The following is a 25,776-nucleotide window of genomic DNA, read 5'->3' on the forward strand; positions in this document are numbered from 1 at the left end:
GTGCGATGGAGCTTCAAACATGGCTGGCGTTTTTTGCCGCCTGCTGGGTGATCAGCCTGTCCCCCGGTGCCGGCGCCATTGCGTCGATGTCCAGCGGTCTGCAATACGGTTTCTGGCGCGGTTACTGGAATGCCCTGGGCCTGCAATTGGGCCTGGCGGTGCAGATCGCGATTGTCGGCGCCGGTGTCGGCGCGATCCTCACGGCGTCGGCCAGCGCTTTTTATGCGATCAAATGGTTCGGCGTGGCGTACCTGGTTTATCTCGCGATCAAGCAATGGCGCGCACTGCCCAGCGACATGAGCGATGACGCGGCGGTGCGTCAGATCGGCAAACCGATGGCCCTGGTGTTCCGCGGTTTTCTGGTCAACATCAGCAACCCCAAGGCCCTGGTGTTCATGCTGGCGGTGTTGCCGCAGTTTATCGATCCGCATGCGCCATTACTGGTTCAATACCTGATCATCGGCGTAACCATGGTCTGCGTTGACTTGATCGTCATGGCCGGTTACACCGGGCTGGCGTCCAAAGTGCTGCGCATGTTGCGCACGCCCAAGCAGCAAAGACGCATGAACCGCACGTTTGCCGGGCTGTTCATTGGCGCTGCGGCGTTTATGGCGACGCTGCGCAAAGCGGCGGTGTAAAACCGTCAGGCACAAAAAAGGCGACCCTTGAGGTCGCCTTTTTCGTTCAAGGGATCAGCGCAAAATGACCGGCTCTGTATCCTCTGGCAGATTATTGCTCAACGGCGCCTGCTCTTGCTGCTCATTCCCGCTGCCACCCAGTTGTTCGCTCAACTGACGAGCCACATCTTCCCCCAGGGACTTGGACACCTCACGTACCAACCGTGGGCGACTCTGTGAGATCTTCGCGTCCCGATGGTTCGTCAACTTGGTGTCCTGGCCTTCGCCCATCGCCGTGAAGGCCGAGGTGATTTCGAAGGTTTTGGTGTCGATCAGGCTGAAATCCGCCACCAGGGTCAGTGCCAGCACCGAGGAATAGCTGTTGGTGTTGGGTATCTCGTTGACATCACTGTTGAAGTCTACGTCCGACAAGGTGCCGAACAGTACATAGTCGGCGCCCTCGAAGTTGCCGGCCTTGATCCGCTCGATCACGTCATAGATATCGACTTTGGACTCGGCGGTGTGCGGCTTGCCTTGCACCAGCTGGAACATTCCGGAGCGCAGCATCTGGCCCTTGATGTCGCCGGTGAATTTGCGCAGCTCGGTTTGCTCGATGTAACTGGTTTTGGATTCGAACGAGTCGTAGCTCGAAGAACCGCTGGAGCTGTACTCACCCTCGCGGTAATTGTCCTTGGACGAAACGGTGTGGATGTACTGCTCCACGCGCTCCTCGTATGCCAGGTCGGTTACTGCGACTTTCGGGGCCGCCTGCACGCTGAACGTGCAAGCCAGGGCCATCATCCCAATCCATGCGCGCATTGATTAATGCTCCGTAGTTTTTCGGATCTCTTTTTCGTCCATCCACTCGGCCAGACCGCTTTCAACGTCGATCAATTGCAGGCTGAATTTGTAGAAGACGTCCTTGTACTCGCTGCTGCGCTTGACGATCGAGCTGATCGAACCTTCAAGGCGGTATTTGGCGGCGATCATGTTGCCGATCTTGGACACGGTGGCTTTCTTGTACAGACCGCTCTGGTTTTGCAGCTGGATCTGATCAACCTGGCTCTGCATATCGGTGTTGTCGCTGGAGAAGCGTGCCGTGCCCGATTTCATCAGTTGGGTCTTGATGGTGGTGGTGATTTCACGGGTGTCGATGTATTCGCTGGTCTTGTTCTTCACGTCGTAGACCTGGACCACCGGGCGTCCACGCAGAATGCCGGACTGGGCGAGAGAGCGGGTCATGGACTCGGCGATGATCTGCAGGTCGGTGGAGCTGAACTCGTTGGTGATGGTTTCCACAGCCTTGGTGTCGCCATAGCTGGTGTTCTTGCTGCCCAGGGTCGGTGGGTGGTTGCTGGCGCAACCACTGGCCAGGAGGGCGATAGCGGCAATCATCGAAAAGCGTACAAACATGGGAATGCTCTCTGAAGCTGAACGAATAGGGTGTTAAGGCGTATTGATTTCCAGGCGGAAATCCACGGCCTTGGGGGTGGGCGCTATGGCCTGAATGTAGCGGGTCTGCTCGCCGTACATCATCTGGCTCTTCCAGGTTTCTTCTTCGGCAACCGGGAAGCCATCAGGGTCGAGCCAGGCAAAGCGGTAGTAGAAGGTCTTGTTGTCGGAGCTGGTGTTGCTCAGCTGTGTATTGACCGTAATGAAGCCGTTTTCCCGGGCGACACGCATGGCGTCGATCTCAATGTCCCTTAGCTTGCCCAAGGCCACTACCTTGCTGGCGGCTGTTGTGGCGCAACCGGCCAACAAGGCCAGGATGACGACAGCGATGAGTTTGAAGCGCATGGGAAGACTCCGTAATTAAAGTTGTTTGAAGCTGGCCACGGCTGTCGGGCTGGCGCTCGGGGTCGCGTGAACGGCCAGGCCGCTGGCGAAGACCTGGTTGCCCACGGCGCGCAGGCTGATGACTTGATAGCGCTGGTCAACGGTGATCTTGAGCACTGTCGTTCCAACCGCGACCTGGTGCTCGCCTTTCTTCAGGCGCAGGCGCACGACATGGGTGTTGTCCGGCAGGGTGCGCCACGTACGGGTATCGGCACCTTCGAGCACGGTTGAACTGTAACCGACTGCCATGCCCGCCAACTGGCTGACTTGTTTGATCTTTTCCTGCGCCACGCCACGGGTAGCCGCACGAACAGTGGTGCGCACAATGATGCCCGGCATGTCGTCACGCAGTGCGCGGCGGGACATGGTGGTAATGCTGTTGAGTTGCGTCAGGGTGAGTTGCTGACCGTCCACGCCAATCTGGGTGAGCGGGGCGGTGGAGGTATCTGGCTTGATGACCGGGAAGGACAGCGGAGCGATCACCACGCCGTTGCTGATCGGCAGAGTCAGTGGCAAGCGGATCGAGCCCCGGGCCGGCGCCAGCCCGCTTTGCACGACGATCAGGATGTCGCTGTCTTCGTCCTCGGCACTTTTCTGGTCCAGATCCTTCAATGCCTGCTCCAGCAGCGGAGTGTTTGGGCGCAGTTCGGCTGCTGTGCGGTAACCCGGTGCGGCCAGGCCTTTTTCGCCCAGGGCTTCGTAGACGAAGCCGGCCAGGTAATGGCTGAAGGCACTCTGGTAGCTGTTTTTCAGCCCAACCACTTCAGGTGCGTCGAGGCTGGCGACGGGATAGCCATACAAGTCTTTTAACTCGGTCTTGATGCCTACCTTATCGGCTTCCTCTTCGCTCTTGAGGTATTCCTTGTCGCGCAGGTCGGCGATCACCGCTTCACGTTCGTGGGTTTTCTTGATCGCGATACGTGCGCCGTCGAAGTCGTTGACGGCCAGCAGATTCAGGGCCATTTGCGTGGTCAGCATGACTTTTTCGTAGTCGTAGCCTTCGTAGCGGCGGACCTTGTCGTTCACCAGGAAGCTGCCGAACTGAGCGAGGTACTTGCCGGCATCGAGTTTGACCGACTCTTCCCATTGACCGACCACGACATCGGCGCTGTTCCAGGCGTTCTGGCTGCCAGACAGATCGCCCTTGGCGCGCAGCAGTTCACCCTTCTCGAAGTAGTAGAGGAGGTCCTTGTCTGCACCGAAGTTGTTCTTTTCCAGCAGGGTCAGCGCCGCATCGATATTGCCGGAAGCCAGCTGCATGTTGGTTTGTGCGAGCTCCGAGTCGTAGTTGCGAAACACCGAACAGCCGGAGAGGAGCGTGACAGCACTGACCGCAATCACTGCAAGGGCGCGGGAGGCCATAGGTACTTCTTCCGTGAATGGTGATCAGCCACGCTTGCTGGTCGGGCTTTTTGGACCTATCGGCGCAGACGTGCGTCCTGCCAATTCCTCATAAGCAGAGGAGCTTTGAGTGCCATATCGATCAATTGAAGGCTCGTCATTATAGACAGGGAAGGTGGCGCAGTAATGGCTTTTTGATTGCTGCTAAACAGAAAGATGCCATCATCTGGAAAAAGCACCATTCGAGGTCTGCGACGGCGTTTCAGACAACAAAGCTTGAGCGAAACTCATTCGAAGTGAACAATGTGTTACTTCGTATTTCCAATTGAGATTCATTCATGACTGCCCCGTCCCGTTTCTTGGCCTGGCTGGTATTGCCGCTGTTTGCCTTGTGCAGTTCCAATCTGCTGGCCGACACCGTAGAAGGTGCGCCGCAAGCGCTGCATTTGCTTGATTACATCGGCGCCGATTACCCGGAGTCGGTCGAGGCCGGCAAAGTCATCAATGAGTCTGAATACCGCGAGCAGCTGGAATTCAGCCAGGTGCTGCAAGGCCTGATCGCCGGCCTGCCGGCCAAGCCGGAAAAAGCGGTGCTGGAGCAGGGTGTCGGCACTCTGCGCAAATCCATCGCTGCGCGGCAGGACGGCTCGGACGTTTCCCGTCAGGCACGGCAGCTCGGTGCGAAGCTGGCGGTGGCCTATGAAGTCAGTCAGGCGCCGATCATTACACCGGACCCAACCCGTGGTGCGTCGATGTACACCCAGCATTGCTCGGTCTGCCATGGCGATGCAGGTGCCGGTGATGGCCCTGCCGGTGTCGGCCTTGCGCCGCCGCCAGCCAATCTGCGCGATGCCGCGCGGTTGGATCGCCTGAGCCTGTACGCGATCTACAACACCTTGGGGATGGGTGTCGAAGGCACTGACATGCCGGCCTTCGCCGACCAGCTGGACGATCGTCAGCGCTGGGACCTGGCGACCTACATCGCCGGTTTCAGTGCCGATCCGGCCGCAGCCGCATCTGAAAAGACCTACAACATCGCCGACCTGGCCCGTCAGACTCCGGCCGAAGTGCTGGCTGGCGAAGGCCCGCAAGCGGCAGCGACTTTCCGTGCGCAGCGTGCGCAACCGCCGCAGGTCAAGCGTGGCCCGGCGCAGTTGCTCGATTACACCGCTGCAACGCTGGACAAAAGTATCGCGGCCTATCGTGCCGGCGATCACGACCAAGCCTATGACCTGTCGGTGGCGGCGTACCTGGAAGGTTTCGAACTGGTCGAAAGCTCGCTGGACAACGTCGACGCCAACGTGCGCAAGGACACCGAAAAATCGCTGATGGCGTACCGTCAGTCTTTGCAGGACGGTTTGCCGGTGGCCCAGGCCCAAGAGCGTCTGGAGGCGGCCAAAGCCAAGTTGAAACAGTCTGCCGGCCTGCTGGGCAGTGATGGCCTGAGTTGGTCCTTGAGTTACATCTCCGGTCTGCTGATTCTGCTGCGCGAAGGCCTGGAAGCGATTTTGGTGCTGGCGGCGATCCTTGCCTTCCTGCGCAACACCGGCCAGCAATCGGCGGTGCGCAGCGTCAACGTTGGCTGGGGCCTGGCGTTGCTGGCCGGTCTGGCGACCTGGGCACTGGCGGCGTACGTGATTGATGTCAGCGGCTCGCAGCGTGAATTGCTGGAAGGTGCGACAGCGTTGTTCGCCGCGGTCATGGTGCTCTGGCTCGGCGTGTGGATGCACGACCGTCGCCACGCGGCGGCCTGGCAGGATTACATCAAGAGCAGCCTGGTGGGCGGCGGTGGCCGTTTCGGTTTTGCGACACTGGCGTTTTTCTCGGTGTACCGCGAACTGTTCGAAGTGATTCTGTTCTACGAAACCCTGTGGTTGCAGGCGGGGCCGGCGGGGCATAACGCGGTGTTGGCGGGCGGGGCGACGGCGCTGGTGCTGTTGGTTGGCCTGGCGTGGGTGATCCTGCGGGGCTCGGCGAAACTGCCGCTGTCGCTGTTCTTCAGTATCAACGCCGGGTTGTTGTGCGCGTTGTCGGTGGTGTTTGCCGGTCATGGCGTGAAGGCGTTGCAGGAAGCCGGGATCTTCGGCACACGGCCGGTGCCGTTCTTTGACTTCGACTGGCTGGGTATTCACGCGGATGCGTATTCGTTGAGTGCGCAGGCGGTGGCGATCATTGCGATCATTGTGTTGTATGGGCGTAGCTGGGTGGCGGAGAAGCGGCGGGTGCCGGTTTCCTGACAGCATTCGCTGCGCTCACATTCGCGGGCAAGTCGGGTCGCCGCACCGCTCGCTCCTACAGGATTCGCGCGTTTTTTGTGGGCGCGTATAACCTGTAGGAGCGAGGCTTGCCCGCGAAGCTTTTAAAGGGGAAAAACTCTATGCGCGTGTGGATCGATGCCGACGCTTGCCCCCGGGCGGCGAAGGATCTGGTAGTGAAGTTCGCCCTCAAGCGTCAGTTCGAGGTGGTGCTGGTGGCCGGGCAGCCGCAGATCAAGCCGGGGCTGGCGCTGGTGAAGTTGATCGTGGTGCCGAGCGGGCCGGATGCGGCGGACGATTATCTGGTGGAACACGCGGTGCCTGGTGAGCTGGTGATCTGCAGCGATGTGCCGCTGGCGGACCGCTTGGTGAAGAAAGGCGTGGCGGCGCTGGACCCGCGAGGCAAGGAGTTCGACGCGCAGAACATGGGTGATCGGTTGGCGGTGCGCAACCTGTTCACCGACTTGCGTGAACAGGGGCAGATGAGCGGCGGGCCGGCGCCGTTTGGCGAGCGCGAGAAGCAGGCGTTTGCCAATGCGCTGGATCGGATCCTGACGCGGCTAACCCGCAAATCCTGAACTTCACGCTGAACCCTGTGGGAGCGGGCTTGCTCGCGAAGGCGGTGTGTCAGACACATTAATGCTGACTGACGCACCGCCTTCGCGAGCAAGCCCGCTCCCACAGGGGAATGGTGTTACTCGTCGTTTTCGTGGGTCAGTTCGAGCACGCGGTCGACCAGTTTGTTGATGCCGGACGCTGCTTCGCTGATCGATTGCGCCAGCATGTACGCCGGGGTGCTCACCAACTTGCGTGCTTTGTCTTCAACGATGTCAGTCACAGCGCAATCCTTGTGAGTGGCGCCCATCTTGTTCATCGCGGCGGCGGTATCGGCGTCATTGCCGATGGTGCAGGTCACGCCCGGTCCATAAATCTTCGCGGCCAGCGCCGGCGAGATGCAGATCAGCCCGACCGGTTTGCCCGCTTCGGCAAACGCCTCGGTCAGGGCGAGAACATCGGGTTGCACGGTGCAGCCAGCGCCTTCGATGGCGAAGTTCGACAGGTTCTTCGCCGCGCCAAAACCACCCGGCACGATCAGCGCATCGAACTCTTCGACGTCAGCTTCGCGAATATCCTTGATGTTGCCCCGGGCGATCCGCGCCGACTCCACCAGCACATTGCGCGACTCGGGCATTTCTTCGCCGGTCAGGTGGTTGATCACGTGCAACTGCGCGATGTTGGGGGCGAAGCACTGCACCTGCGCGCCGCGCTGATCCAGTCGCAGCAAGGTAATCACGCTTTCGTGGATCTCGGCGCCGTCGTAGACGCCACAGCCGGAAAGGATCACTGCAATTTTTTTGCTCATGGGCTTTTCTCCAGATTCATGGCGTTAAATGTCCACTAATTTGTCACTCGTTGCCATAGGTTCAATTCGCGGCTACACCTAGCATCTGTCCTCAAGATTCCGATCAGGGCGCGTCATGGACTTCATTCTGTATGCGGTGCCGTTCTTCTTTGTGCTGATTGCCGTCGAGCTGCTGGCCGACCGTTGGCGCGGGGTCAGCAACTATCGGGTGGCCGACGCGATCAACAGCATCAGCACCGGCGTGCTGTCGACCACCACGGGCCTGTTGACCAAGGGCGTGGGGCTGGTGACCTATGCCTTTGCGCTCAAGCATCTGGCACTGTTCGAACTCTCTGCCGACAGCGTCTGGGTCTGGGTGTTCGCCTTCGTTCTCTACGACTTCTGCTACTACTGGCTGCATCGCATGGGCCACGAACGCAACATCCTCTGGGCCGCGCATTCGGTGCATCACCAGAGCGAGGACTACAACCTCTCCACGGCGTTGCGCCAGACCAGTACCGGTTTCCTGTTGAGCTGGATTTTCTACCTGCCGATGGCGGTACTCGGCGTGCCGCTGCTGGTGTTTGTCAGCGTCGCCGCGCTGAACCTGCTGTATCAATTCTGGGTGCACACCCGGCACATTCCCAAGCTCGGGTGGTTCGAGTGGTTCTTCGTCACGCCATCCAATCATCGGGCCCACCATGCACAGAACGCTCTCTACATGGATCGCAACTACGGCGGGGTGTTCATTATCTGGGACCGTCTGTTTGGCTCGTTCCAGGAAGAAGACGACAACGAACCGGTGATTTTCGGCGTGACCACGCCGCTGGCGAGCTGGAATCCGTTGTGGGCAAACGTGCAGTTCTACGCGCAGCTGTGGGATGACGCGCGACGGGCTGAAAGCACGTGGGACAAGTTGCGGATCTGGTTCATGCGCACCGGTTGGCGGCCAGCGGACGTGGCGGCGAAATACCCGATGAGCAAGCCGGACTTGAGCCAGTTCCGCAAATTCGAAGTGCCGCTGGACGGGCGTCAGCAGATTTATGTGCTGTTGCAGTTCTGCGTCTACATCGCGCTGGGCAGTTACTTGATGAACTTCGAGCCGCAGCTGCCGACCGCCGCGCTGGTGCTCGGCTGGAGCGCCGTGGCGCTGGGATTGTTTTCCTTGGGCGTGGCCCTGGAGAATCGCCCGTGGGCGTTGAAGCTGGAGCTGCTGCGGCTGGCGTCGAACGTGCCGCTGGTGTGGCTGGCACCGCTGGTCGGGCTGTGGCCGGCCAGCGCGGTGGGCTGGGTCGGCCTGCTGAGTTACAGCCTGCTCAGCGGAATCGGTCTCTACTGTTGCAGAAACCGTTTCACTCGCTTGGCGTCTTGACCTCGGCGGCCTTGGCCTGTTCGGCTTTCAAGGCCTGCTCTTCGGCATAGACCTGCTTGGCCAGGCGCGCATTCTTGAAGCGGCGACGCAGCCACAAGGCAAAGCCCAGCACCAGCAGGGCGCCGAGTACCCATAGCTCATACTTCTTGACGCTGCCCAGCATGCCTTCGAGCACAGCGCCGAAGTGATAGGCCGCAGCCGCCAGTGCGGCCGCCCAGATCGCGGCGCCGATCCCGTTCAGCAACAAGTAACGTCCCGGCGGATAACCCGACAGGCCGATCGCCACCGGCATCACCGTGCGCAAACCGTAGACAAAACGGAAGCTCAGCACCCAGATGTCCGGGTGCCTGCGAATGTGTTCCAGTGCCCGGTCGCCCATCATCTGCCAGCGAGGCTTGCGCGCCAGCAACTTGCGGCCGTGCTTGCGTCCCAGGAAGTACCACAGCTGGTCGCCGGCATAACTGCCGAAAAACGCCACGACCACCACGATGTTGATGTCCATGTATCCACGGAACGCGAGGAAGCCTGCGAGCACCAGGATGGTTTCGCCTTCGAAGAACGTGCCGAGAAAAAGGGCAAAGTAGCCGAAGTCATGCAGAAATTGTTGGAGCATTGTCTGGGTGCTGGCGAAATGAACGCGCAGCCTAACCCTTCGTGCACATTCATGAAAGTGTCCAAATGTGTCTCGACGTGAACATTTCCTACAAGGACAATGGAATGCGACTACGTGTCGCGGGGGTGCACACAACTGTAATACCACGGTCATAATGGCCGCTTATAACTGTCACGCTCGCCCGCCAGCGCGGGCTCAGGAGTCTGCCGTGAGTTTTACCCCCGCCAATCGCTTGTTTCCAGCCACCCGCCTGCGCCGTAACCGCCGTGATGATTTCTCGCGTCGACTGGTTCGTGAAAACGTCCTGACCGTCGATGACCTGATCCTGCCGGTGTTTGTGCTGGACGGTGAAAACCGTCGCGAAGCGGTGGCCTCGATGCCCGGCGTTGAACGCCTGACCATCGACCTGTTGCTGGAAGAAGCGGCCAAGTGGGTCGAACTGGGGATTCCAGCCGTAGCGCTGTTCCCGGTCACGCCACCGGAACTCAAGTCGCTGGACGCCGCCGAAGCGTGGAACCCGAACGGCATTGCCCAGCGCGCCACTCGCGCCCTGCGTGCGCAGTTCCCTGAACTGGGTGTGATCACCGACGTCGCGCTGGACCCGTTCACCACCCACGGTCAGGACGGTATCCTCGACGAAGAAGGCTATGTGCAGAACGACATTACCGTCGACGCACTGGTCAAGCAGGCCCTGTCCCACGCCGAAGCCGGTGCTCAAGTGGTGGCCCCGTCGGACATGATGGACGGTCGCATCCAGGCAATCCGCGAAGCCCTCGAACTGGCCGATCACGTCAACGTGCGGATCATGGCCTATTCGGCGAAGTACGCCAGCGCCTATTACGGCCCGTTCCGCGATGCGGTGGGTTCGGCGCTGAACCTGGGCAAAGCCAACAAGGCCTCCTATCAGATGGACCCGGCCAACAGCAACGAAGCCCTGCACGAAGTGGCGGCGGACTTGTCAGAAGGCGCAGACATGGTCATGGTCAAGCCAGGCATGCCATATCTGGATATCCTTTACCGGGTCAAAGAAGAATTCAAAGTGCCGACTTTTGTTTATCAGGTCAGCGGTGAATACGCCATGCACATGGCGGCGATCCAGAATGGCTGGTTGAGCGAAGGGGTTATCCTCGAATCCCTGACCGCTTTTAAACGTGCAGGCGCTGATGGCATCCTGACTTACTTTGCCGTACGTGCTGCTCAATTGTTACGAGAGCAAAAATAGCCCTCCCAGGAACATTCGATGAATACCGAAGGACTCACTGAAGTTGCAGTACAAGAGGCTCAACCCGTGGTGGAGCCGATCGCCGAAACCCCGCCGGAGCTGGAGCCTGCTCCACCCGCGGTAGTGGTCGAAACCGCACCGGCGGCGCCAGCGATTGTCATTCCGGGCCTGGATGACAGCAGCCTGTACATCCACCGCGAACTCTCGCAACTGCAGTTCAACATCCGCGTGCTGGAACAGGCGCTGGACGAGTCCTATCCGTTGCTGGAACGGCTGAAGTTCCTGCTGATTTTCTCCAGCAACCTGGATGAGTTCTTCGAAATTCGTGTGGCCGGTCTCAAGAAGCAGATCACCTTCGCCCGTGAACAGGCCGGCGCCGATGGTCTGCAACCGCACCAGGCCCTGGCCCGGATCAGTGAGCTGGTACACGGTTACGTTGACCGCCAGTACGCCATCCTCAACGACATTCTGTTGCCGGAACTGGAGAAACATCAGGTCCGCTTCATCCGTCGTCGTTACTGGACCACCAAGCTCAAAACCTGGGTTCGCCGTTATTTCCGCGACGAGATCGCGCCGATCATCACCCCGATCGGTCTCGACCCGACGCACCCGTTCCCGTTGCTGGTGAACAAGAGCTTGAACTTCATCGTCGAGCTCGAAGGCATCGACGCCTTCGGTCGCGACTCCGGTCTGGCGATTATCCCGGCCCCGCGTCTGCTGCCGCGAGTGATCAAGGTGCCGGAAGAAGTCGGTGGCCCTGGCGACAACTATGTCTTCCTGTCGTCGATGATTCACGCGCACGCCGATGACTTGTTCCAGGGCATGAAGGTCAAGGGCTGCTACCAGTTCCGCCTGACCCGAAACGCCGACCTTGCCGTCGACACCGAAGACGTGGAAGACCTGGCCCGCGCCCTGCGCGGCGAGCTGTTCTCCCGTCGCTACGGTGACGCGGTGCGTCTGGAAGTGGCCGACACGTGCCCGAAACACCTGTCCGATTACCTGCTCAAGCAGTTCAACCTGCACGAAACCGAGCTGTATCAGGTCAACGGTCCGGTCAACCTGACCCGCCTGTTCAGCATCACCGGCCTCGACAGTCAGCGCGAGCTGCAATACCTGCCGTTCACGCCGCAGATCCCGAAACTGCTGCAGAACAGCGAGAACATTTTCAGCGTGATCAGCAAGCAGGACATTCTGCTGCTGCACCCGTTCGAGTCGTTTACGCCGGTGGTCGATTTGCTGCGTCAGGCGGCGAAGGATCCGCACGTATTGGCGGTGCGTCAGACGTTGTACCGCTCCGGCGCCAACTCGGAAATCGTCGATGCGCTGGTGGATGCGGCGCGTAACGGCAAGGAAGTCACCGCGGTGATCGAATTGCGCGCGCGGTTCGACGAAGAGTCCAACCTGCAACTGGCCAGCCGTCTGCAAGCGGCCGGTGCGGTGGTGATCTACGGCGTGGTCGGCTTCAAGACCCACGCCAAGATGATGCTGATCCTGCGTCGCGAGGCTGGCGAAATTGTGCGTTACGCCCACTTGGGTACCGGCAACTACCACGCGGCCAACGCCCGTCTGTACACCGACTACAGCTTGCTGACCTCCGACGACGCCCTGTGCGAAGACGTCGGCAAATTGTTCAGCCAGCTGATCGGCATGGGTAAAACCCTGCGCATGAAGAAGCTGTTGCACGCGCCGTTCACCCTGAAGAAGGGCATGCTCGACATGATTGCCCGGGAGACGCAGTTCGCCCTCGACGGCAAACCGGCGCACATCATCGCCAAGTTCAACTCGCTGACCGATCCGAAGATCATCCGCGCGCTGTACAAGGCCAGCCAGTCCGGCGTGCGCATCGATCTGGTGGTGCGCGGCATGTGCTGCCTGCGTCCGGGAATCGCCGGGGTTTCGCACAACATCCACGTGCGCTCGATCATCGGCCGCTTCCTGGAACACACCCGGGTCTTCTACTTCCTCAATGGCGGTGAAGAGCAGATGTTCCTCTCCAGTGCCGACTGGATGGAACGCAACCTCGACAAGCGCGTCGAGACTTGCTTCCCGGTGGAAGGCAAGAAGCTGATCATGCGGGTCAAGAAAGAGCTGGAGCTTTATCTCACCGATAACACTCACAGCTGGAGCCTGCAGGCGGACGGTCGTTACATCCGCAACACGCCGACCGGCAACCAAAACCCGCGCAGTGCACAGGCCACGTTGCTGGAGCGGTTGGGCAGCCCGATTCTGGCGGTGCGTTAACCTTCACGCGGCATAAAAAATGGCGATCCCTGCGGATCGCCATTTTTGTTTCCACTACCACCATTCCCTGTAGGAGCCTGAGCGCGCAGACCCGTAGGAGCGAGGCTTGCCCGCGAAGGCGTCCTCGAAATCGCCTTCGCCGGCAAGTCGTGCTCCTACAGAACCGTGTACGGCGAGCGTTTTTCGGGGGGTTATCGGACGTTGAGCACGAAACCCACACGCGTCAGCCATTCAGCTTCCAGCGCAAAGTCAGCCTGGGTCAGCTGGTTGTCGTCCAGCCAGTTTTCCGGGAACAACACCTCCAGGCTGTCACCATTGGCGTGCAGCGCCACTTGAGGCATTTCCTGGGTGCCGCGGATGTGATGGAACAGGATCGCAAAGCGCAGCAGCACGCACAGGCGAATCAGCTTGATGCCTTCGTCGCCAAAATCGGCAAACCGGTCCCGGGGAATATTGCGGCGGTGGCCACGCACCAGGAGCGCGAGCATCAGTTGGTCTTCGCGGGAGAACCCGGCGAGGTCCGAGTGCTCGATCAGGTACGAGCCGTGCTTGTGATATTGATAGTGAGCGATGTCCAGGCCCACTTCATGGACCTTGGCAGCCCAGCCGAGCAGTTCGCGCCAGACGCCGTCGTCCAGCTCCCAATCTTCCGCCACCTGATCGAACGCATGCAGTGCCTTGCGCTCGACCCGTGCCGCTTGCTCCAGATCGACGTGGTAACGCTCCATCAGCGAGCTGAGCGTGCGCTCACGGACGTCTTCATGATGGTGACGGCCCAACAGGTCATAGAGCACGCCTTCGCGCAGAGCACCTTCGCAGTGGTCCATGCGTTGCAGTTCGAGGGCGTCGAAGATCGCTTCGAGAATCGCCAGGCCCGCCGGGAAAATCGCCCGGCGGTCAGGCTTGATGCCTTCGAAGTCGATTTTCTCGACGTCGCCGAGCTTGATCAGCTTGCGCTTGAGCCAGGCCAGGCCTTGGGCGTTGACCTCGCCCGTACCGTGACCGCCGGCTTTCAGCGCCAGGCCGATCGCGCGGATGGTGCCCGAGGAGCCGATGGCTTCATCCCAGGTCAGGCGATGCAGGGCGTGTTCGATGCTCATGATCTCCAGCCGCGCCGCCGTGTACGCCTGGGCGTAGCGGGCCGGGGTGATCTTGCCGTCCTTGAAATAACGCTGGGTGTAGCTGACGCAGCCCATTTGCAGGCTTTCGCGCAGCAGCGGCTCGAAGCGCTGGCCGATAATGAATTCGGTACTGCCGCCGCCAATGTCGGCCACCAGGCGTTTGCCCGGCGTATCGGCGAGGGTGTGGGACACGCCGAGGTAGATCAGGCGCGCCTCTTCACGACCGGAGATGACTTCCACCGGGTGGCCGAGAATTTCTTCGGCGCGGCGGATGAATTCGACGCGGTTACGAGCTTCGCGCAAGGCGTTGGTGCCCACGATCCGCACGGCGCCGGGCGGCATACCGCTGATCAGTTGGGCAAAACGCTTCAGGCAATCGAGCCCGCGCTGCATGGATTCTTCGTTGAGGTGGCGCTCTTCGTCGATGCCGGCGGCCAGCTGAACCTTCTCCCCGAGACGCTCGAGAATACGGATTTCGCCGTTCTGGGCCTTGGCCACGACCATGTGAAAGCTGTTGGAGCCCAGGTCGATTGCGGCGATCAGGGACAGATTCTTGGCTTGGGATTGCGGCATGGTCAGGGGGTCTCGGTCGATAACCTCGACATCGTGCCACGATCAAACGCTGACGCCAACGCGTAGCGTTCAAAGCCTTGATCCTGAGCAGGAAAGAGTAGTGATCTCGCAGACGCCTTCGCGGGCAAGCCTCGCTCCTACAGGTTGGCGGTGGGTGAATGTTCCGCGAACAGCCTGAATCTGTAGGAGCGAGGCTTGCCCGCGAAGGCGACATAACAGCCACTGAAGATCTTTCAGACTGTCGCCTCGACCGTCCCGATAAAATTCGCCAACTCCGCCGTCTGCGGGTTCGCGAACAGAATCTTCGGATCCCCGACCTCATGCACCTTCCCCTGATGCATGAACACCAACTTATCCCCAACCTCCCGGGCAAAGCGCATTTCATGGGTGACCATGATCAGCGTCATACCCTCCTTGGCCAGTTGCCGAACCACGCTCAGCACCTCATTGACCAGTTCCGGGTCCAGCGCCGAAGTAATCTCGTCGCACAGCAACACCTTCGGCGACATCGCCAGCGCCCGGGCAATTGCCACGCGCTGTTGCTGCCCGCCGGACAGCCGATCCGGGAACGCATCAAACTTCTCGCCCAACCCGACCCGTTCCAGCATCTCCCGCGCCAACTCCACCGCTCTGGCCTTGGGCACTTTTTGCACCACTTGCGGCGCGAGCATCACGTTTTCGCCCACCGTCAGGTGCGGGAACAGGTTGAACTGCTGAAACACCATCCCGACTTTCTGCCGCAGGCTGCGCAAATCGGCGCGCGCGGCATCGAGGTATTCGCCGTCGACTTCGATCACGCCGTCGTTGATCGACTCCAGGCCGTTCAGCGTGCGCAACAAGGTCGATTTGCCCGAGCCGCTGCGGCCGATGATCGCCACCACCTGGCCTTCCTCGACGCTGAGGTCGATGCCTTTGAGTACATGGTGGTCGCCGTAATATTTATGCAGGGCGGAAATTCTAAGCAGAGGCATGCAGTCTCCTTTCCAGGTAGCGCGCACTGAGGGACAAGGGGTAGCAGAGAAGGAAGTAGCCGAGGGCGACGAGGCCGTAGACCATGAACGGTTCGAAGGTCGCGTTGGCGAGCATCCCGCCGGTCTTGGTCAGTTCGGTGAAGCCGATGATCGAGGTCACGGCGGTGCCTTTGACCACTTGCACCGAGAAACCCACGGTCGGCGCCACGGCGATGCGCAACGCTTGCGGCAGGATCACGTAGCGCAGTTGCTCCAGCGGGTTGAGCGCCAGGCTCGACGAAGCTTCCCACTGACCGTTGGGAATCGAATCCACGCAACCGCGCCAGATCTCCGCCAGGTAAGCGCTGGTAAACAGGGTCAGGGCAATCGCCGCCGCCATCCACGCCGAGATTTCCACCCCGGCCAGCGCCACCCCGAAAAACACCAGGAACAACTGCATCAGCAGCGGCGTGCCCTGGAACAGCTCGATGTAGGTGCGTGCAACGTTGCGCGGCAGGGCATTTTTCGAAATGCGCATGACCATGATCAGCAACCCGATCAACCCGCCGCCGATAAACGCCACCAGCGACAGCGCCAGCGTCCATTGCAGGCCTGTGAGCAAGTTGCGCACGATGTCCCAGAACGTGAAATCGCTCATTGGCTGCTCCTTGCTATGTAACGACGACCGATCCAGTTCAGCAATTGGCGGATCAGCAGCGCCATGCACAGGTAGATCAGCGTGGTCAGGGCGTAGGTTTCAAAAGCGCGGAAGTTGCGCGACTGAATGAAGTTGGCGGCAAAACTCAGCTCTTCGGTGGCGATCTGCGAACAGACCGCCGAGCCGAGCATCACGATGATGATCTGGCTGCTCAGCGCCGGCCACACCTTGCCCAGCGCTGGTAGCAGGACCACATGGCGGAAGGCTTCGAACCGGGTCATCGCCAATGCCGCTGCGGCTTCAAGTTGCCCGCGAGGGATCGCTTGAATGCCGGCGCGGATGATCTCGGTCGAATAAGCGCCGAGGTTGATCACCATCGCCAGCACCGCCGCCTGCCATTCGGAAATCTGCACGCCCAGCGATGGCAAACCGAAGAAGATGAAAAACAACTGCACCAGGAACGGCGTGTTGCGGATCAACTCGACGTAAACCCCGAAGATCGCCGAGAACGGGCGGATATTCCACGCCCGCACCAGCGCGCCGACAATGCCCAGACCGACGCCGAGCACCGCGCCGATGGCCGTCAGTTCCAGGGTGAACAGCGCACCGCGCACGAGCAGGTCGGTGTTTTGCACCACCGGCAGAAAGTCGAACTGATAGGCCATATCAAATCTCCCGAGGGACGATCAGAGATCGGCCGGCAGCGGCTCTTTCAGCCAGGTCTGTGAGTTTTTTTCCAGCGCGCCGTCAGTCTTGGCGGTGGCGAGGATCTGGTTGACCTTGCCCAGCAACGCCGGCTCGTTCTTGTTTACGCCGACGTAGACCGGCGAATCCTTGAGCTTCACTTTCAGCGCGGGTACGCGTTTCGGGCTTTTCTCGCTGATCGCGACCATCACCACGTTGCCGCTGGCGATCAGGTCAACCTGTCCGGCGAGGTAGGCTGCGATGGTCGAGTTGTTGTCTTCAAAGCGCTTGATGGTGACGCCTTCGGGGGCGACTTTGGTCAGTTCGATGTCTTCGATGGCGCCACGGGTGACGCTGATGGTTTTGCCCTTGAGGTCGTCCAGGCCTTTGATGGCAGCATCCGGCGGGCCGAACACCGCGAGGTAGAACGGCGCGTAGGCGCTGGAGAAGTCGATGACTTTCTCGCGCTCGGGGTTCTTGCCGAGGCTGGAGATCACCAGGTCGACCTTGCCGGTGGTCAGGAACGGGATGCGGTTGGTGCTGTTGACCGGCGTCAGTTCAAGCTTGACCTTGAGTTGGTCGGCCAGCAGTTTCGCGGTGTCGATATCGAGGCCGCGGGGTTTCATGTCCGGGCCGACCGAGCCGAATGGCGGGAAGTCCTGAGGCACGGCAACCTTGAGGACGCCGCGTTTGACCACATCCTCCAGACCGTCGGCGTGGGCGGGCACCTGGCTCAGCAGCAGGCTGGCGAACAGGGAGGCGAGGAGGGCGCTGTAACGCAGGGTCATGGCAAATCTCCGGATCGGCGAGGAATGGTTTCTGCGGATCGACAGAGCACGGGCCATGCCAACATTGGGTTTTTGCCGTGCCAGGCCACGGTTTTACTGGCGTTGTTCGGTCTTACTGGTCTGAACAGTCGGTCTGTGTTTCGCACTCTGATAGCGCATCGTCGGCCATTACCGAACCCCGGTGGGGCACGACTTGCCGGGCGCCGCGAATAGCTTTAAAACTAGCCGCTCATTCGCCTGGTTCGTCCGAAAACCATGAATTCGATTTCCCGAGCTGTACCTGAAGTGGCGCTGCAAGCCATCCGTAAACTGATCGCCGAACAAGGTTTCGGGCCGGGGGATGCCTTGCCTTCGCAGCGGGATCTGGCGGTGCAATTGGGGGTCAGTCGGGCGTCGTTGCGCGAAGCGTTGTCGTCGCTGAGTGCCTTGGGCGTGATCAGCATTCAGCCGGGCAAAGGCGTTTTCGTGCAGGCGCCGGTGGACTTGCCTCGCCAAGATGCGGCGCTGAGCTGGCCGTTCGCGGCACAGGCATCACCGCTGGATATCTTCCAGTTGCGCTACGCCCTGGAAGGTTTTGCCGCCGGGCTGGCCGCCGTGACGTTGAGCACCGATGAGCTCGATGCTTTGGAGGACAACGTCGCCGCGATGCGCAATGAACTGAAGGTGGGTGACTTCGAGGCGGCGGCGCGCCTGGACTTCGAGTTTCACCGGCGCATCCTGCTGGCCAGCGGTAATCAGGCAATGCTGAGCATCCTGACGGCCAGCGCCGACATTTTCCTGGAGAGCCAGAAGCTACCGTTCATCCGGGCCGAACGGGCCATGGAAACCTGGCACGAGCACCGCAAAATCCTCCGTGCACTGGCCCGGCGTTCGTCCGGCGCGGCGCAGAAGGCCATGCACGAACATGTGCGCAACGCTGCCCTGCGCACCGGAATTGCCTTCGTCGCTCCCGCCACATCCTGACTTGAGCTATACCCAAACTCATGCACCACCATAGTGAGACTCAATCATCTGCACCTTCCTGAACGAGGGAAGGGCGGCTATGATGGGCCACGTTTTTTTGCTTACAACCTGGAGACTTCCATGAGCAGCGATCTTATCAAACACGTTAGCGACGCTAGCTTCGAGGCCGACGTACTCAAGGCCGAAGGCGCTGTACTGGTCGACTACTGGGCTGAGTGGTGCGGCCCTTGCAAAATGATCGCTCCTGTTCTGGACGAGATTGCTGAAACCTACAAAGGCAAGCTGACCGTTGCCAAACTGAACATCGACGAAAACCAGGAAACCCCGGCCAAGCATGGCGTGCGTGGTATCCCGACCCTGATGCTGTTCAAGAACGGCAACGTTGAAGCGACCAAGGTCGGCGCACTGTCGAAGTCGCAACTGGCTGCTTTCCTCGACGCCAACATCTAAGCGTCGTTTGTAAAGTGTCCGAAAAAAGGCCCCGCATATTGCGGGGCTTTTTCGTTATTGAGGGCTAGACGCTCCGAAACTCAGGTGTTACATTCGGCCCCGCACTGGTTTCTCCACTGCCCCCTGCTAGCCGTCGCCGACGCACTCCTTTTCGAATAAGTACGCGATCCTGTCGCCTTCTCTGCGGCGCGGCCTCATTAAGCCAAAAGCTTAATTTCCCCCCCTCCATAAATGATTACGTCATTCCTATATGAATCTGACTGAACTCAAGCAAAAGCCGATTACCGAACTGCTCGAATTGGCCGAACAGATGGGCATAGAAAATATGGCCCGTTCGCGCAAGCAGGACGTGATTTTCTCCCTGCTCAAGAAGCACGCTAAAAGCGGCGAGGAAATCTCCGGTGATGGCGTGCTGGAGATTCTCCAGGACGGCTTCGGCTTCCTGCGCTCCGCTGACGCTTCCTATCTCGCCGGCCCGGACGATATCTACGTCTCGCCGAGCCAGATCCGCCGTTTCAACTTGCGCACCGGTGACACTATCGTTGGCAAGATCCGCCCTCCAAAGGAAGGCGAGCGTTATTTCGCGCTGCTCAAGGTCGACACGATCAACTACGATCGTCCCGAGAACGCGAAAAACAAGATTCTCTTCGAGAACCTGACCCCGCTGTTCCCGACTGTGCGCATGAAGATGGAAGCCGGCAACGGTTCCACCGAAGACTTGACCGGTCGTGTCATCGACCTGTGCGCCCCGATCGGTAAAGGCCAGCGCGGTCTGATCGTTGCACCGCCGAAAGCCGGTAAAACGATCATGCTGCAGAACATCGCGGCGAACATCGCACGTAACAACCCTGAAGTTCATCTGATCGTATTGCTGATCGACGAGCGTCCGGAAGAAGTAACCGAAATGCAGCGCACCGTGCGCGGCGAAGTGGTTGCCTCGACGTTCGACGAGCCGCCAACCCGCCACGTGCAGGTTGCCGAAATGGTGATCGAGAAGGCCAAGCGCCTGGTCGAACACAAAAAAGACGTGGTGATCCTGCTCGACTCCATCACCCGTCTGGCTCGCGCCTACAACACCGTGATCCCGAGCTCCGGCAAAGTGCTCACCGGTGGTGTCGATGCTCACGCCCTGGAGAAACCGAAACGTTTCTTCGGTGCCGCGCGGAACATCGAAGAAGGCGGTTCGCTGACCATCATCGCCACCGCGCTGGTTGAAACCGGCTCGAAGATGGACGAAGTGATCTACGAAGAATTCAAAGGCACGGGCAACATGGAACTGCCGCTGGATCGCCGTATCGCTGAAAAACGCGTCTTCCCGGCCATCAACATCAACCGTTCCGGCACCCGCCGCGAAGAGTTGCTGACGGCCGACGACGAGTTGCAGCGCATGTGGATCCTGCGCAAGTTGCTGCACCCGATGGACGAGATCGCTGCCATCGAGTTCCTGGTCGACAAGCTGAAAACGACCAAGACCAACGATGAGTTCTTCCTGTCGATGAAACGCAAGTAAGTCGATAGACCAGCAAAAGCCGGGGAAACCCGGCTTTTTGCTATCTGATTTTTGATGAACGGCGTTTCGTTGTTCTGAACAGAGGGGTTCGGCGCTAAACTGCCAGCCCCCGAACGCCACGGCCAACACGAGGCTCACGCATGCAGTATCGCGACTTGCGCGACTTTATCAGCGGCCTGGAACAGCGCGGCGAACTCAAGCGCATCCAGGTTCCGGTGTCCCCGGTGCTCGAAATGACCGAGGTCTGTGACCGCACCTTGCGTGCCAAAGGTCCGGCCCTGCTTTTCGAGAACCCGACGGGCTATGACATTCCCGTCCTCGGCAATCTGTTCGGCACCCCCGAGCGTGTTGCGCTGGGCATGGGCGCAGAAGCGGTGAGCGAACTGCGCGAGATCGGCAAGCTGCTGGCGTTCCTCAAGGAACCCGAGCCGCCGAAAGGCTTGAAGGACGCTTGGTCGAAGCTGCCGATCTTCCGCAAGATCATCGCCATGGCGCCCAAAGTCGTCAAAGACGCGGTGTGCCAGGAAGTGGTCATCGAGGGCGACGACGTCGACCTCGCGATGCTGCCGGTGCAGACCTGCTGGCCGGGCGACGTCGGCCCGCTGATCACCTGGGGCCTGACCGTCACCAAAGGCCCGAACAAGGACCGGCAGAACCTCGGCATCTACCGTCAGCAAGTGATCGGCCGCAACAAGGTCATCATGCGTTGGCTCAGCCACCGTGGCGGCGCGCTGGATTACCGCGAGTGGTGCGAGAAGCATCCGGGCCAGCCGTTCCCGGTGTCCGTGGCGCTCGGCGCTGACCCGGCGACCATTCTCGGCGCTGTGACGCCTGTGCCGGACAGCCTTTCCGAATACGCTTTCGCCGGTTTGCTGCGTGGTAATCGCACCGAACTGGTGAAGTGCCGTGGCAACGACCTGCAAGTGCCGGCCACCGCCGAGATCATCCTTGAAGGCGTGATCCATCCGGGCGAAATGGCCGACGAAGGTCCGTACGGCGACCACACCGGTTACTACAACGAAGTCGACAGCTTCCCGGTGTTCACCGTCGAGCGCATTACCCACCGGATCAAACCGATCTACCACAGCACTTACACCGGTCGTCCGCCGGATGAGCCGGCGATTCTCGGTGTCGCGCTGAACGAAGTGTTCGTGCCGATCCTGCAGAAGCAGTTCCCGGAAATCACCGACTTCTACCTGCCGCCCGAAGGCTGCTCGTACCGCATGGCCATCGTGACCATGAAGAAGTCGTATCCCGGCCATGCCAAGCGGGTAATGCTCGGTGTCTGGTCGTTTTTGCGACAGTTCATGTACACCAAGTTCGTTATCGTCACTGACGACGATATCAACGCACGGGACTGGAACGACGTGATCTGGGCCATCACCACGCGCATGGACCCCAAGCGCGACACGGTGATGATCGACAACACGCCGATCGACTACCTCGATTTCGCCTCGCCGGTGTCCGGCCTGGGTTCGAAAATGGGGCTCGATGCCACGCATAAATGGCCCGGCGAAACCACACGCGAGTGGGGCCGGGTAATCGTCAAGGATGAAGCCGTCACCCAACGGATCGATGCCATCTGGAATCAGTTAGGAATAGATTGATGCGTGTAACTTTGCAGCCCTCCGGAGCAGTGCTAGAGATACTGCCCGGCGAGCGGATTCTCGATGGCGCACGCCGCCTGGGCTATGAATGCCCGCAAAGCTGTCGCAACGGCAATTGTCATGTGTGCGCCGCGCTGCTGGTGGAAGGACGAGTCGAGCAGGCCGGTGGTGTGCGCGACCATGGCGAGTTCTACACTTGCATAGCAGAGCCGCTGGAAGACTGCATTGTGCTGTGGGATGGCGTGCTCGCGCTGGGAGAATTGCCGGTGCGCAGCGTCTCGTGTCAGGTCATTGAGTGCAAGGATGTCGGCGGCGATACCTGGCGCGTGAGTTTTCGCGCACCAGCCGGCAAGCCGCCGCGTTATCACGCCGGTCAGTATTTGATGATCGAGCGTGAGAACGGTGAAAAATCCGCATTTTCCCTGGCCTCGGCACCGCATGCGGGGCGTGATCTGCAAATTCACGTACTGGCGCGCGAAAGCAGTGCGCTGAGCCTGATCGAGCAACTGCAACGCAATCCGATGGTGCGGATCGAAATGCCCTTCGGCGATACCCATCTGGCAGAGTTGCCGGACGGTCCGCTGGTGCTGATCGCTGCGGGCACCGGCATGGGCCAGATCCATAGCCTGATCGAACATTGCCGGGCGTCGGGTTTCAAGCATCCGGTGCACCTGTACTGGGGCGTGCGTCGCCCTGAAGACTTTTATGAGATCGAGCATTGGGACGAATGGCAGAAGCTGCCGAATCTGTTCCTGCATAAAGTCGTCAGCGATCAATGTGGCTGGAAGGGGCGCTGCGGGATGTTGCATGAGGCGGTGTGCGAGGATTTTCCGGATCTGAAAGCGCTGCATGTATACGCCAGCGGCTCACCGGCGATGGTCTACGGGACATTGGACGCGTTGGTCAACGCCGGGATGGATGCTCATCAGATGCGTGCCGATGTGTTTGCCTACGCACCCAGAGGATGACGCTTCCCCTGTAGGAGCGAGCCTGCTCGCGATGGCGGTCAACGATAACGCGCTGCAGCAGCATGAACGCGTTGTCCCTGCCTCCATCGCGAGCAGGCTCGCTCCTACATATAACTTCGTATATAGCCGATCGGTATTTATAAAATTAATTAAATGCCGGTAGGTTATAACTCAATCAGGCAATTAATTAAGAACTGTGCCGTGGCACTTAAATTGCCTTAAAACATATGTGCCTTATTGTTACAGCGGTGCGTTCTATTAAGTAATTCATTACCCGCGGGGAGCTGAACGCTATTCGCCATGAGCGCCATTGAATCTGCTTTTATGAATCTGGCTTACCCTCCGCGGCTCGATCTGGGGCCGCAGTTGACGCACGAACAATTGCTCAGCTCGATGCAGTCGACCATGGCGCGCCACAAGGGTGGGCCGGTCTGGCTGTTCGCTTACGGCTCGCTGATCTGGCGCCCTGAGTGCGCGGCGGTTGAACGGGTTCGCGGCCGGGTGCATGGCTACCATCGCGGTTTGTACCTGTGGTCCCACGAACATCGCGGCACGCCGGAAGTACCGGGGCTGGTATTTGGCCTGGATCGCGGCGGCTCTTGCAGCGGCTTCGCTTATCGCTTGCCGGAAGAACAACTCGAAGCGTCGCTGTATGCCTTGTGGCAGCGCGAAATGCCATTCCCTTCTTATCGCCCACACTGGTTGAACTGCCGTCTCGAAGATGGCAATCAGGTTCAGGCATTGGGATTTGTGTTGGAGCGACACCTGCCCAGCTATGCCGGCAACCTGCCGGATCACGTGCTGAGCCACGTGTTCGAAAACGCTTGCGGGCGTTACGGCACCACTCGCGATTATGTCGAGCAGACCGCCAACGCCCTGCGTAGCCACGCCATGCCAGACCGGAATCTGGAGGCGCGGCTCAAGCGCTGCAAATCAAAGGTCGATCAGGCGATGGCTTCGCGGGTCTGACTGGCGACCTGCTTGTGCCACAAGGTTGGCGCAAGGAAGGCCATTGCCAGCAGGCACGCGCCGATCAGCAAGACGAAACCGCCGTCCCAGCCGAAATGGTCCACGGTGTAGCCCATGGCTGCACTGGCCGCGACTGAACCACCCAGGTAACCGAACAGACCCGTGAAGCCCGCTGCCGTACCGGCGGCTTTCTTCGGCGCCAGTTCCAGCGCTTGCAAACCGATCAGCATCACCGGGCCGTAGATCAGGAAGCCAATCGAGATCAGCGCGATCATGTCGACCGTCGGGTTGCCGGCCGGGTTGAGCCAGTAAACCAGCGTCGCCACGGTCACCAACGCCATGAACACCATGCCGGTCAGGCCACGGTTGCCGCGGAAGATCTTGTCCGACATCCAGCCGCACAGAAGCGTCCCGGGAATACCTGCCCACTCGTAAAGGAAATAGGCCCACGAGGTTTTATCCACGCTGAAACCTTTGGCTTCCTTGAGGTAGGTCGGTGCCCAGTCCAGCACGCCGTAACGCAGCAGGTAGACAAAGACGTTAGCCATGGCGATGTACCAGAGCATTTTGTTGCGCAGCACGTATTTGACGAAGATTTCCTTGGCACTGAATTCTTCTTCGTGACTGGCGTCGTAGCCTTCCGGGTAGTCGTTCTTGTACTTCTCGATCGGCGGCAGGCCAACCGATTGCGGCGTGTCGCGCATGGTAGCGAAGGCAAACACCGCCACGGCCATGGCCACTGCCGCAGGCACGTAAAACGCCGCGTGCCAGTCATTGAACAGGCCCATGCCGAGCAGGAACAGCGGGCCGATCAAACCACCGCCCACGTTGTGCGCCACGTTCCACAAGGACACCACGCCCCCGCGTTCCTTCTGCGACCACCAGTGGACCATGGTCCGGCCACTCGGCGGCCACCCCATGCCCTGCGCCCATCCATTGATAAACAGCAGGATGAACATGATGGTCACGCTGGACGTGGCCCAGGGCGCAAAACCGAAAATGAACATCACGCCAGCCGAAACCAGCAAGCCGAACGGCAGGAAAAAGCGTGGGTTGGAACGGTCGGAAACAATGCCCATCAGGAACTTGGACAAGCCGTAGGCGATAGCAATCGCCGACAACGCCAGGCCCAGCTCACCGCGGGTATAGCCCTCTTCGATCAGATAGGGCATGGCCAGGGAGAAGTTTTTGCGCAGCAGGTAGTAACCCGCATAGCCGATGAATATGCCGGCGAAGATCTGCCAGCGATGCCGTCGGTAGGCGCTGTCTATTTTTTCTTCAGGCAATGGAGCCTGATGTGCGGCAGGACGAAAGAAAGCAAACATTCAAGAGCTCCAGATTTCTTGTTTTGACTGCGGATGCGAATGTTACAGTTTCGTTACCGAAAATAGCACTGGTTCACATCGACCAAACAGCGGAAATGTTGGAGATTGCATGTTCTTTTACGAACATGTCGCTCAGGTATAAGTGAAGGGCGCTGTGGGAATTGTTACCTCGCAACCTTTTATGACGCAGCGATGCCCGGCGTAGGGCGGGACTTTGGGAAATGAATACGCATCAAGCGACGCGGTACGTGCATTTTCTTCCGAAGGAAATTCGCGAGTTGCTTTGACGAAAAGTATGGAACGCAGCCTTTCTGCTAGTCACGTAATCGAAAAAGCCAGAACAACCTAATCAGTTGTCCTGGCCTTTTTGT

General features: G+C 59.8%; 24 protein-coding genes. 12 read left to right on the forward strand and 12 right to left on the reverse strand.

The genetic code is table 11. The annotated features are described in order from the left end of the window. Positions 1 to 5: 5 nt before the first annotated feature. Positions 6 to 638: a LysE family transporter gene (locus IB245_RS10220; RefSeq protein WP_008024319.1), complete on the forward strand. Its 633-nt coding sequence runs from the start codon at positions 6 to 8 to the stop codon at positions 636 to 638. Positions 639 to 692: 54 nt separating this feature from the next. On the opposite strand, the gene IB245_RS10225 is transcribed toward IB245_RS10220, so the two are convergent. Genes IB245_RS10225 through IB245_RS10240 form a run of 4 tightly spaced genes read right to left on the reverse strand, consistent with a single transcriptional unit; the run spans position 693 to position 3,815 of the window. Then, positions 693 to 1,436 carry a hypothetical protein gene (locus tag IB245_RS10225; protein WP_008040655.1) on the reverse strand — a complete coding sequence of 248 codons (744 nt, stop codon included), beginning with the start codon at positions 1,434 to 1,436 and terminating at the stop codon, positions 693 to 695. Positions 1,437 to 1,439: 3 nt separating this feature from the next. Then, positions 1,440 to 2,030 (reverse strand): penicillin-binding protein activator LpoB, encoded by a 591-nt coding sequence (gene lpoB / locus IB245_RS10230; protein WP_192227487.1) that lies wholly within the window; start codon positions 2,028 to 2,030, stop codon positions 1,440 to 1,442. 33 nt (positions 2,031 to 2,063) lie between these two features. Next, the gene (locus IB245_RS10235; RefSeq protein WP_192227488.1) at positions 2,064 to 2,414 is read right to left on the reverse strand and encodes a YcfL family protein; all 351 of its coding nucleotides are present in this window, start codon (positions 2,412 to 2,414) and stop codon (positions 2,064 to 2,066) included. A gap of 15 nt (positions 2,415 to 2,429) precedes the next feature. Next, positions 2,430 to 3,815, reverse strand: coding sequence for a COG3014 family protein (locus IB245_RS10240; RefSeq protein WP_192227489.1), 1,386 nt, complete (start codon positions 3,813 to 3,815; stop codon positions 2,430 to 2,432). Positions 3,816 to 4,132: 317 nt separating this feature from the next. Here IB245_RS10240 and IB245_RS10245 point away from each other — a divergent pair, with 317 nt between their 5' ends. Together IB245_RS10245 and IB245_RS10250 are read left to right on the forward strand one after the other, a co-directional pair. Then, positions 4,133 to 6,031: a cytochrome c/FTR1 family iron permease gene (locus tag IB245_RS10245; protein ID WP_192227490.1), complete on the forward strand. Its 1,899-nt coding sequence runs from the start codon at positions 4,133 to 4,135 to the stop codon at positions 6,029 to 6,031. Between the two features lie 140 nt (positions 6,032 to 6,171). Continuing rightward, positions 6,172 to 6,627, forward strand: coding sequence for a YaiI/YqxD family protein (locus IB245_RS10250; RefSeq protein ID WP_192227491.1), 456 nt, complete (start codon positions 6,172 to 6,174; stop codon positions 6,625 to 6,627). A gap of 116 nt (positions 6,628 to 6,743) precedes the next feature. Here IB245_RS10250 and elbB read toward each other — a convergent pair whose 3' ends face one another. Next, positions 6,744 to 7,412, reverse strand: a complete 669-nt coding sequence (gene elbB / locus IB245_RS10255; RefSeq protein WP_192227492.1) for an isoprenoid biosynthesis glyoxalase ElbB — start codon at positions 7,410 to 7,412, stop codon at positions 6,744 to 6,746. 115 nt (positions 7,413 to 7,527) lie between these two features. Here elbB and IB245_RS10260 point away from each other — a divergent pair, with 115 nt between their 5' ends. Further along, positions 7,528 to 8,763 (forward strand): sterol desaturase family protein, encoded by a 1,236-nt coding sequence (locus IB245_RS10260; protein WP_192227493.1) that lies wholly within the window; start codon positions 7,528 to 7,530, stop codon positions 8,761 to 8,763. Here the strand turns inward: IB245_RS10260 and IB245_RS10265 are convergent. Further along, the gene (locus IB245_RS10265) at positions 8,744 to 9,376 is read right to left on the reverse strand and encodes a DedA family protein (RefSeq protein WP_008040674.1); all 633 of its coding nucleotides are present in this window, start codon (positions 9,374 to 9,376) and stop codon (positions 8,744 to 8,746) included. The two genes, IB245_RS10260 and IB245_RS10265, sit on opposite strands and share 20 nt — an antisense overlap. Before the next feature lie 208 nt (positions 9,377 to 9,584). On the opposite strand from IB245_RS10265, the gene hemB reads away from it, so the two are divergent. Then, positions 9,585 to 10,598, forward strand: coding sequence for a porphobilinogen synthase (gene hemB / locus IB245_RS10270; RefSeq protein WP_010465043.1), 1,014 nt, complete (start codon positions 9,585 to 9,587; stop codon positions 10,596 to 10,598). 18 nt (positions 10,599 to 10,616) lie between these two features. After that, positions 10,617 to 12,839, forward strand: a complete 2,223-nt coding sequence (ppk1, locus tag IB245_RS10275; protein WP_192227494.1) for a polyphosphate kinase 1 — start codon at positions 10,617 to 10,619, stop codon at positions 12,837 to 12,839. A 191-nt stretch (positions 12,840 to 13,030) separates the two neighbouring features. Here the strand turns inward: ppk1 and ppx are convergent, their stop codons facing one another. The 5 genes from ppx to IB245_RS10300 all read right to left on the reverse strand — a co-directional run bounded on the left by ppx (position 13,031) and on the right by IB245_RS10300 (position 17,613). Continuing rightward, the gene (gene ppx, locus IB245_RS10280) at positions 13,031 to 14,533 is read right to left on the reverse strand and encodes an exopolyphosphatase (protein ID WP_008024297.1); all 1,503 of its coding nucleotides are present in this window, start codon (positions 14,531 to 14,533) and stop codon (positions 13,031 to 13,033) included. Positions 14,534 to 14,766: 233 nt separating this feature from the next. Next, positions 14,767 to 15,504, reverse strand: coding sequence for an amino acid ABC transporter ATP-binding protein (locus IB245_RS10285; RefSeq protein WP_192227495.1), 738 nt, complete (start codon positions 15,502 to 15,504; stop codon positions 14,767 to 14,769). After that, positions 15,491 to 16,141: an amino acid ABC transporter permease gene (locus tag IB245_RS10290; protein ID WP_008024293.1), complete on the reverse strand. Its 651-nt coding sequence runs from the start codon at positions 16,139 to 16,141 to the stop codon at positions 15,491 to 15,493. The genes IB245_RS10285 and IB245_RS10290 overlap by 14 nt, the downstream gene beginning before the upstream one ends. Next, complete coding sequence (locus IB245_RS10295; protein WP_008024292.1) at positions 16,138 to 16,806, reverse strand: amino acid ABC transporter permease; 669 nt, start codon at positions 16,804 to 16,806, stop codon at positions 16,138 to 16,140. Before IB245_RS10295 ends, IB245_RS10290 begins: the two co-directional genes overlap by 4 nt. Positions 16,807 to 16,827: 21 nt before the next feature. Next, positions 16,828 to 17,613, reverse strand: a complete 786-nt coding sequence (locus IB245_RS10300; protein WP_008024289.1) for a transporter substrate-binding domain-containing protein — start codon at positions 17,611 to 17,613, stop codon at positions 16,828 to 16,830. Between the two features lie 255 nt (positions 17,614 to 17,868). Here IB245_RS10300 and IB245_RS10305 point away from each other — a divergent pair, with 255 nt between their 5' ends. The 6 genes from IB245_RS10305 to IB245_RS10330 all read left to right on the forward strand — a co-directional run bounded on the left by IB245_RS10305 (position 17,869) and on the right by IB245_RS10330 (position 24,080). After that, positions 17,869 to 18,576: a FadR/GntR family transcriptional regulator gene (locus IB245_RS10305; RefSeq protein ID WP_008024287.1), complete on the forward strand. Its 708-nt coding sequence runs from the start codon at positions 17,869 to 17,871 to the stop codon at positions 18,574 to 18,576. A gap of 120 nt (positions 18,577 to 18,696) precedes the next feature. Continuing rightward, positions 18,697 to 19,026 (forward strand): thioredoxin TrxA, encoded by a 330-nt coding sequence (gene trxA, locus IB245_RS10310; protein WP_003206727.1) that lies wholly within the window; start codon positions 18,697 to 18,699, stop codon positions 19,024 to 19,026. A gap of 250 nt (positions 19,027 to 19,276) precedes the next feature. Further along, positions 19,277 to 20,536, forward strand: coding sequence for a transcription termination factor Rho (gene rho / locus IB245_RS10315; RefSeq protein ID WP_007942421.1), 1,260 nt, complete (start codon positions 19,277 to 19,279; stop codon positions 20,534 to 20,536). A gap of 140 nt (positions 20,537 to 20,676) precedes the next feature. After that, positions 20,677 to 22,143, forward strand: a complete 1,467-nt coding sequence (gene ubiD / locus IB245_RS10320; RefSeq protein WP_008024285.1) for a 4-hydroxy-3-polyprenylbenzoate decarboxylase — start codon at positions 20,677 to 20,679, stop codon at positions 22,141 to 22,143. Then, a complete protein-coding gene (locus tag IB245_RS10325; protein WP_008040685.1) occupies positions 22,143 to 23,111 on the forward strand; it encodes a CDP-6-deoxy-delta-3,4-glucoseen reductase in 969 nt (322 codons plus the stop codon). The genes ubiD and IB245_RS10325 overlap by 1 nt, the downstream gene beginning before the upstream one ends. A 300-nt stretch (positions 23,112 to 23,411) precedes the next feature. Beyond that, a complete protein-coding gene (locus IB245_RS10330) occupies positions 23,412 to 24,080 on the forward strand; it encodes a gamma-glutamylcyclotransferase (protein ID WP_192227496.1) in 669 nt (222 codons plus the stop codon). Here the strand turns inward: IB245_RS10330 and glpT are convergent. Beyond that, positions 24,056 to 25,405, reverse strand: a complete 1,350-nt coding sequence (gene glpT / locus IB245_RS10335; RefSeq protein WP_008024279.1) for a glycerol-3-phosphate transporter — start codon at positions 25,403 to 25,405, stop codon at positions 24,056 to 24,058. The genes IB245_RS10330 and glpT overlap by 25 nt on opposite strands. Between the last annotated feature and the right edge of the window lie 371 nt (positions 25,406 to 25,776).

The organism is Pseudomonas sp. PDM02 (assembly GCF_014852285.1).
In the GTDB taxonomy this organism is placed as follows: Bacteria; Pseudomonadota; Gammaproteobacteria; order Pseudomonadales; family Pseudomonadaceae; genus Aquipseudomonas; species Aquipseudomonas migulae.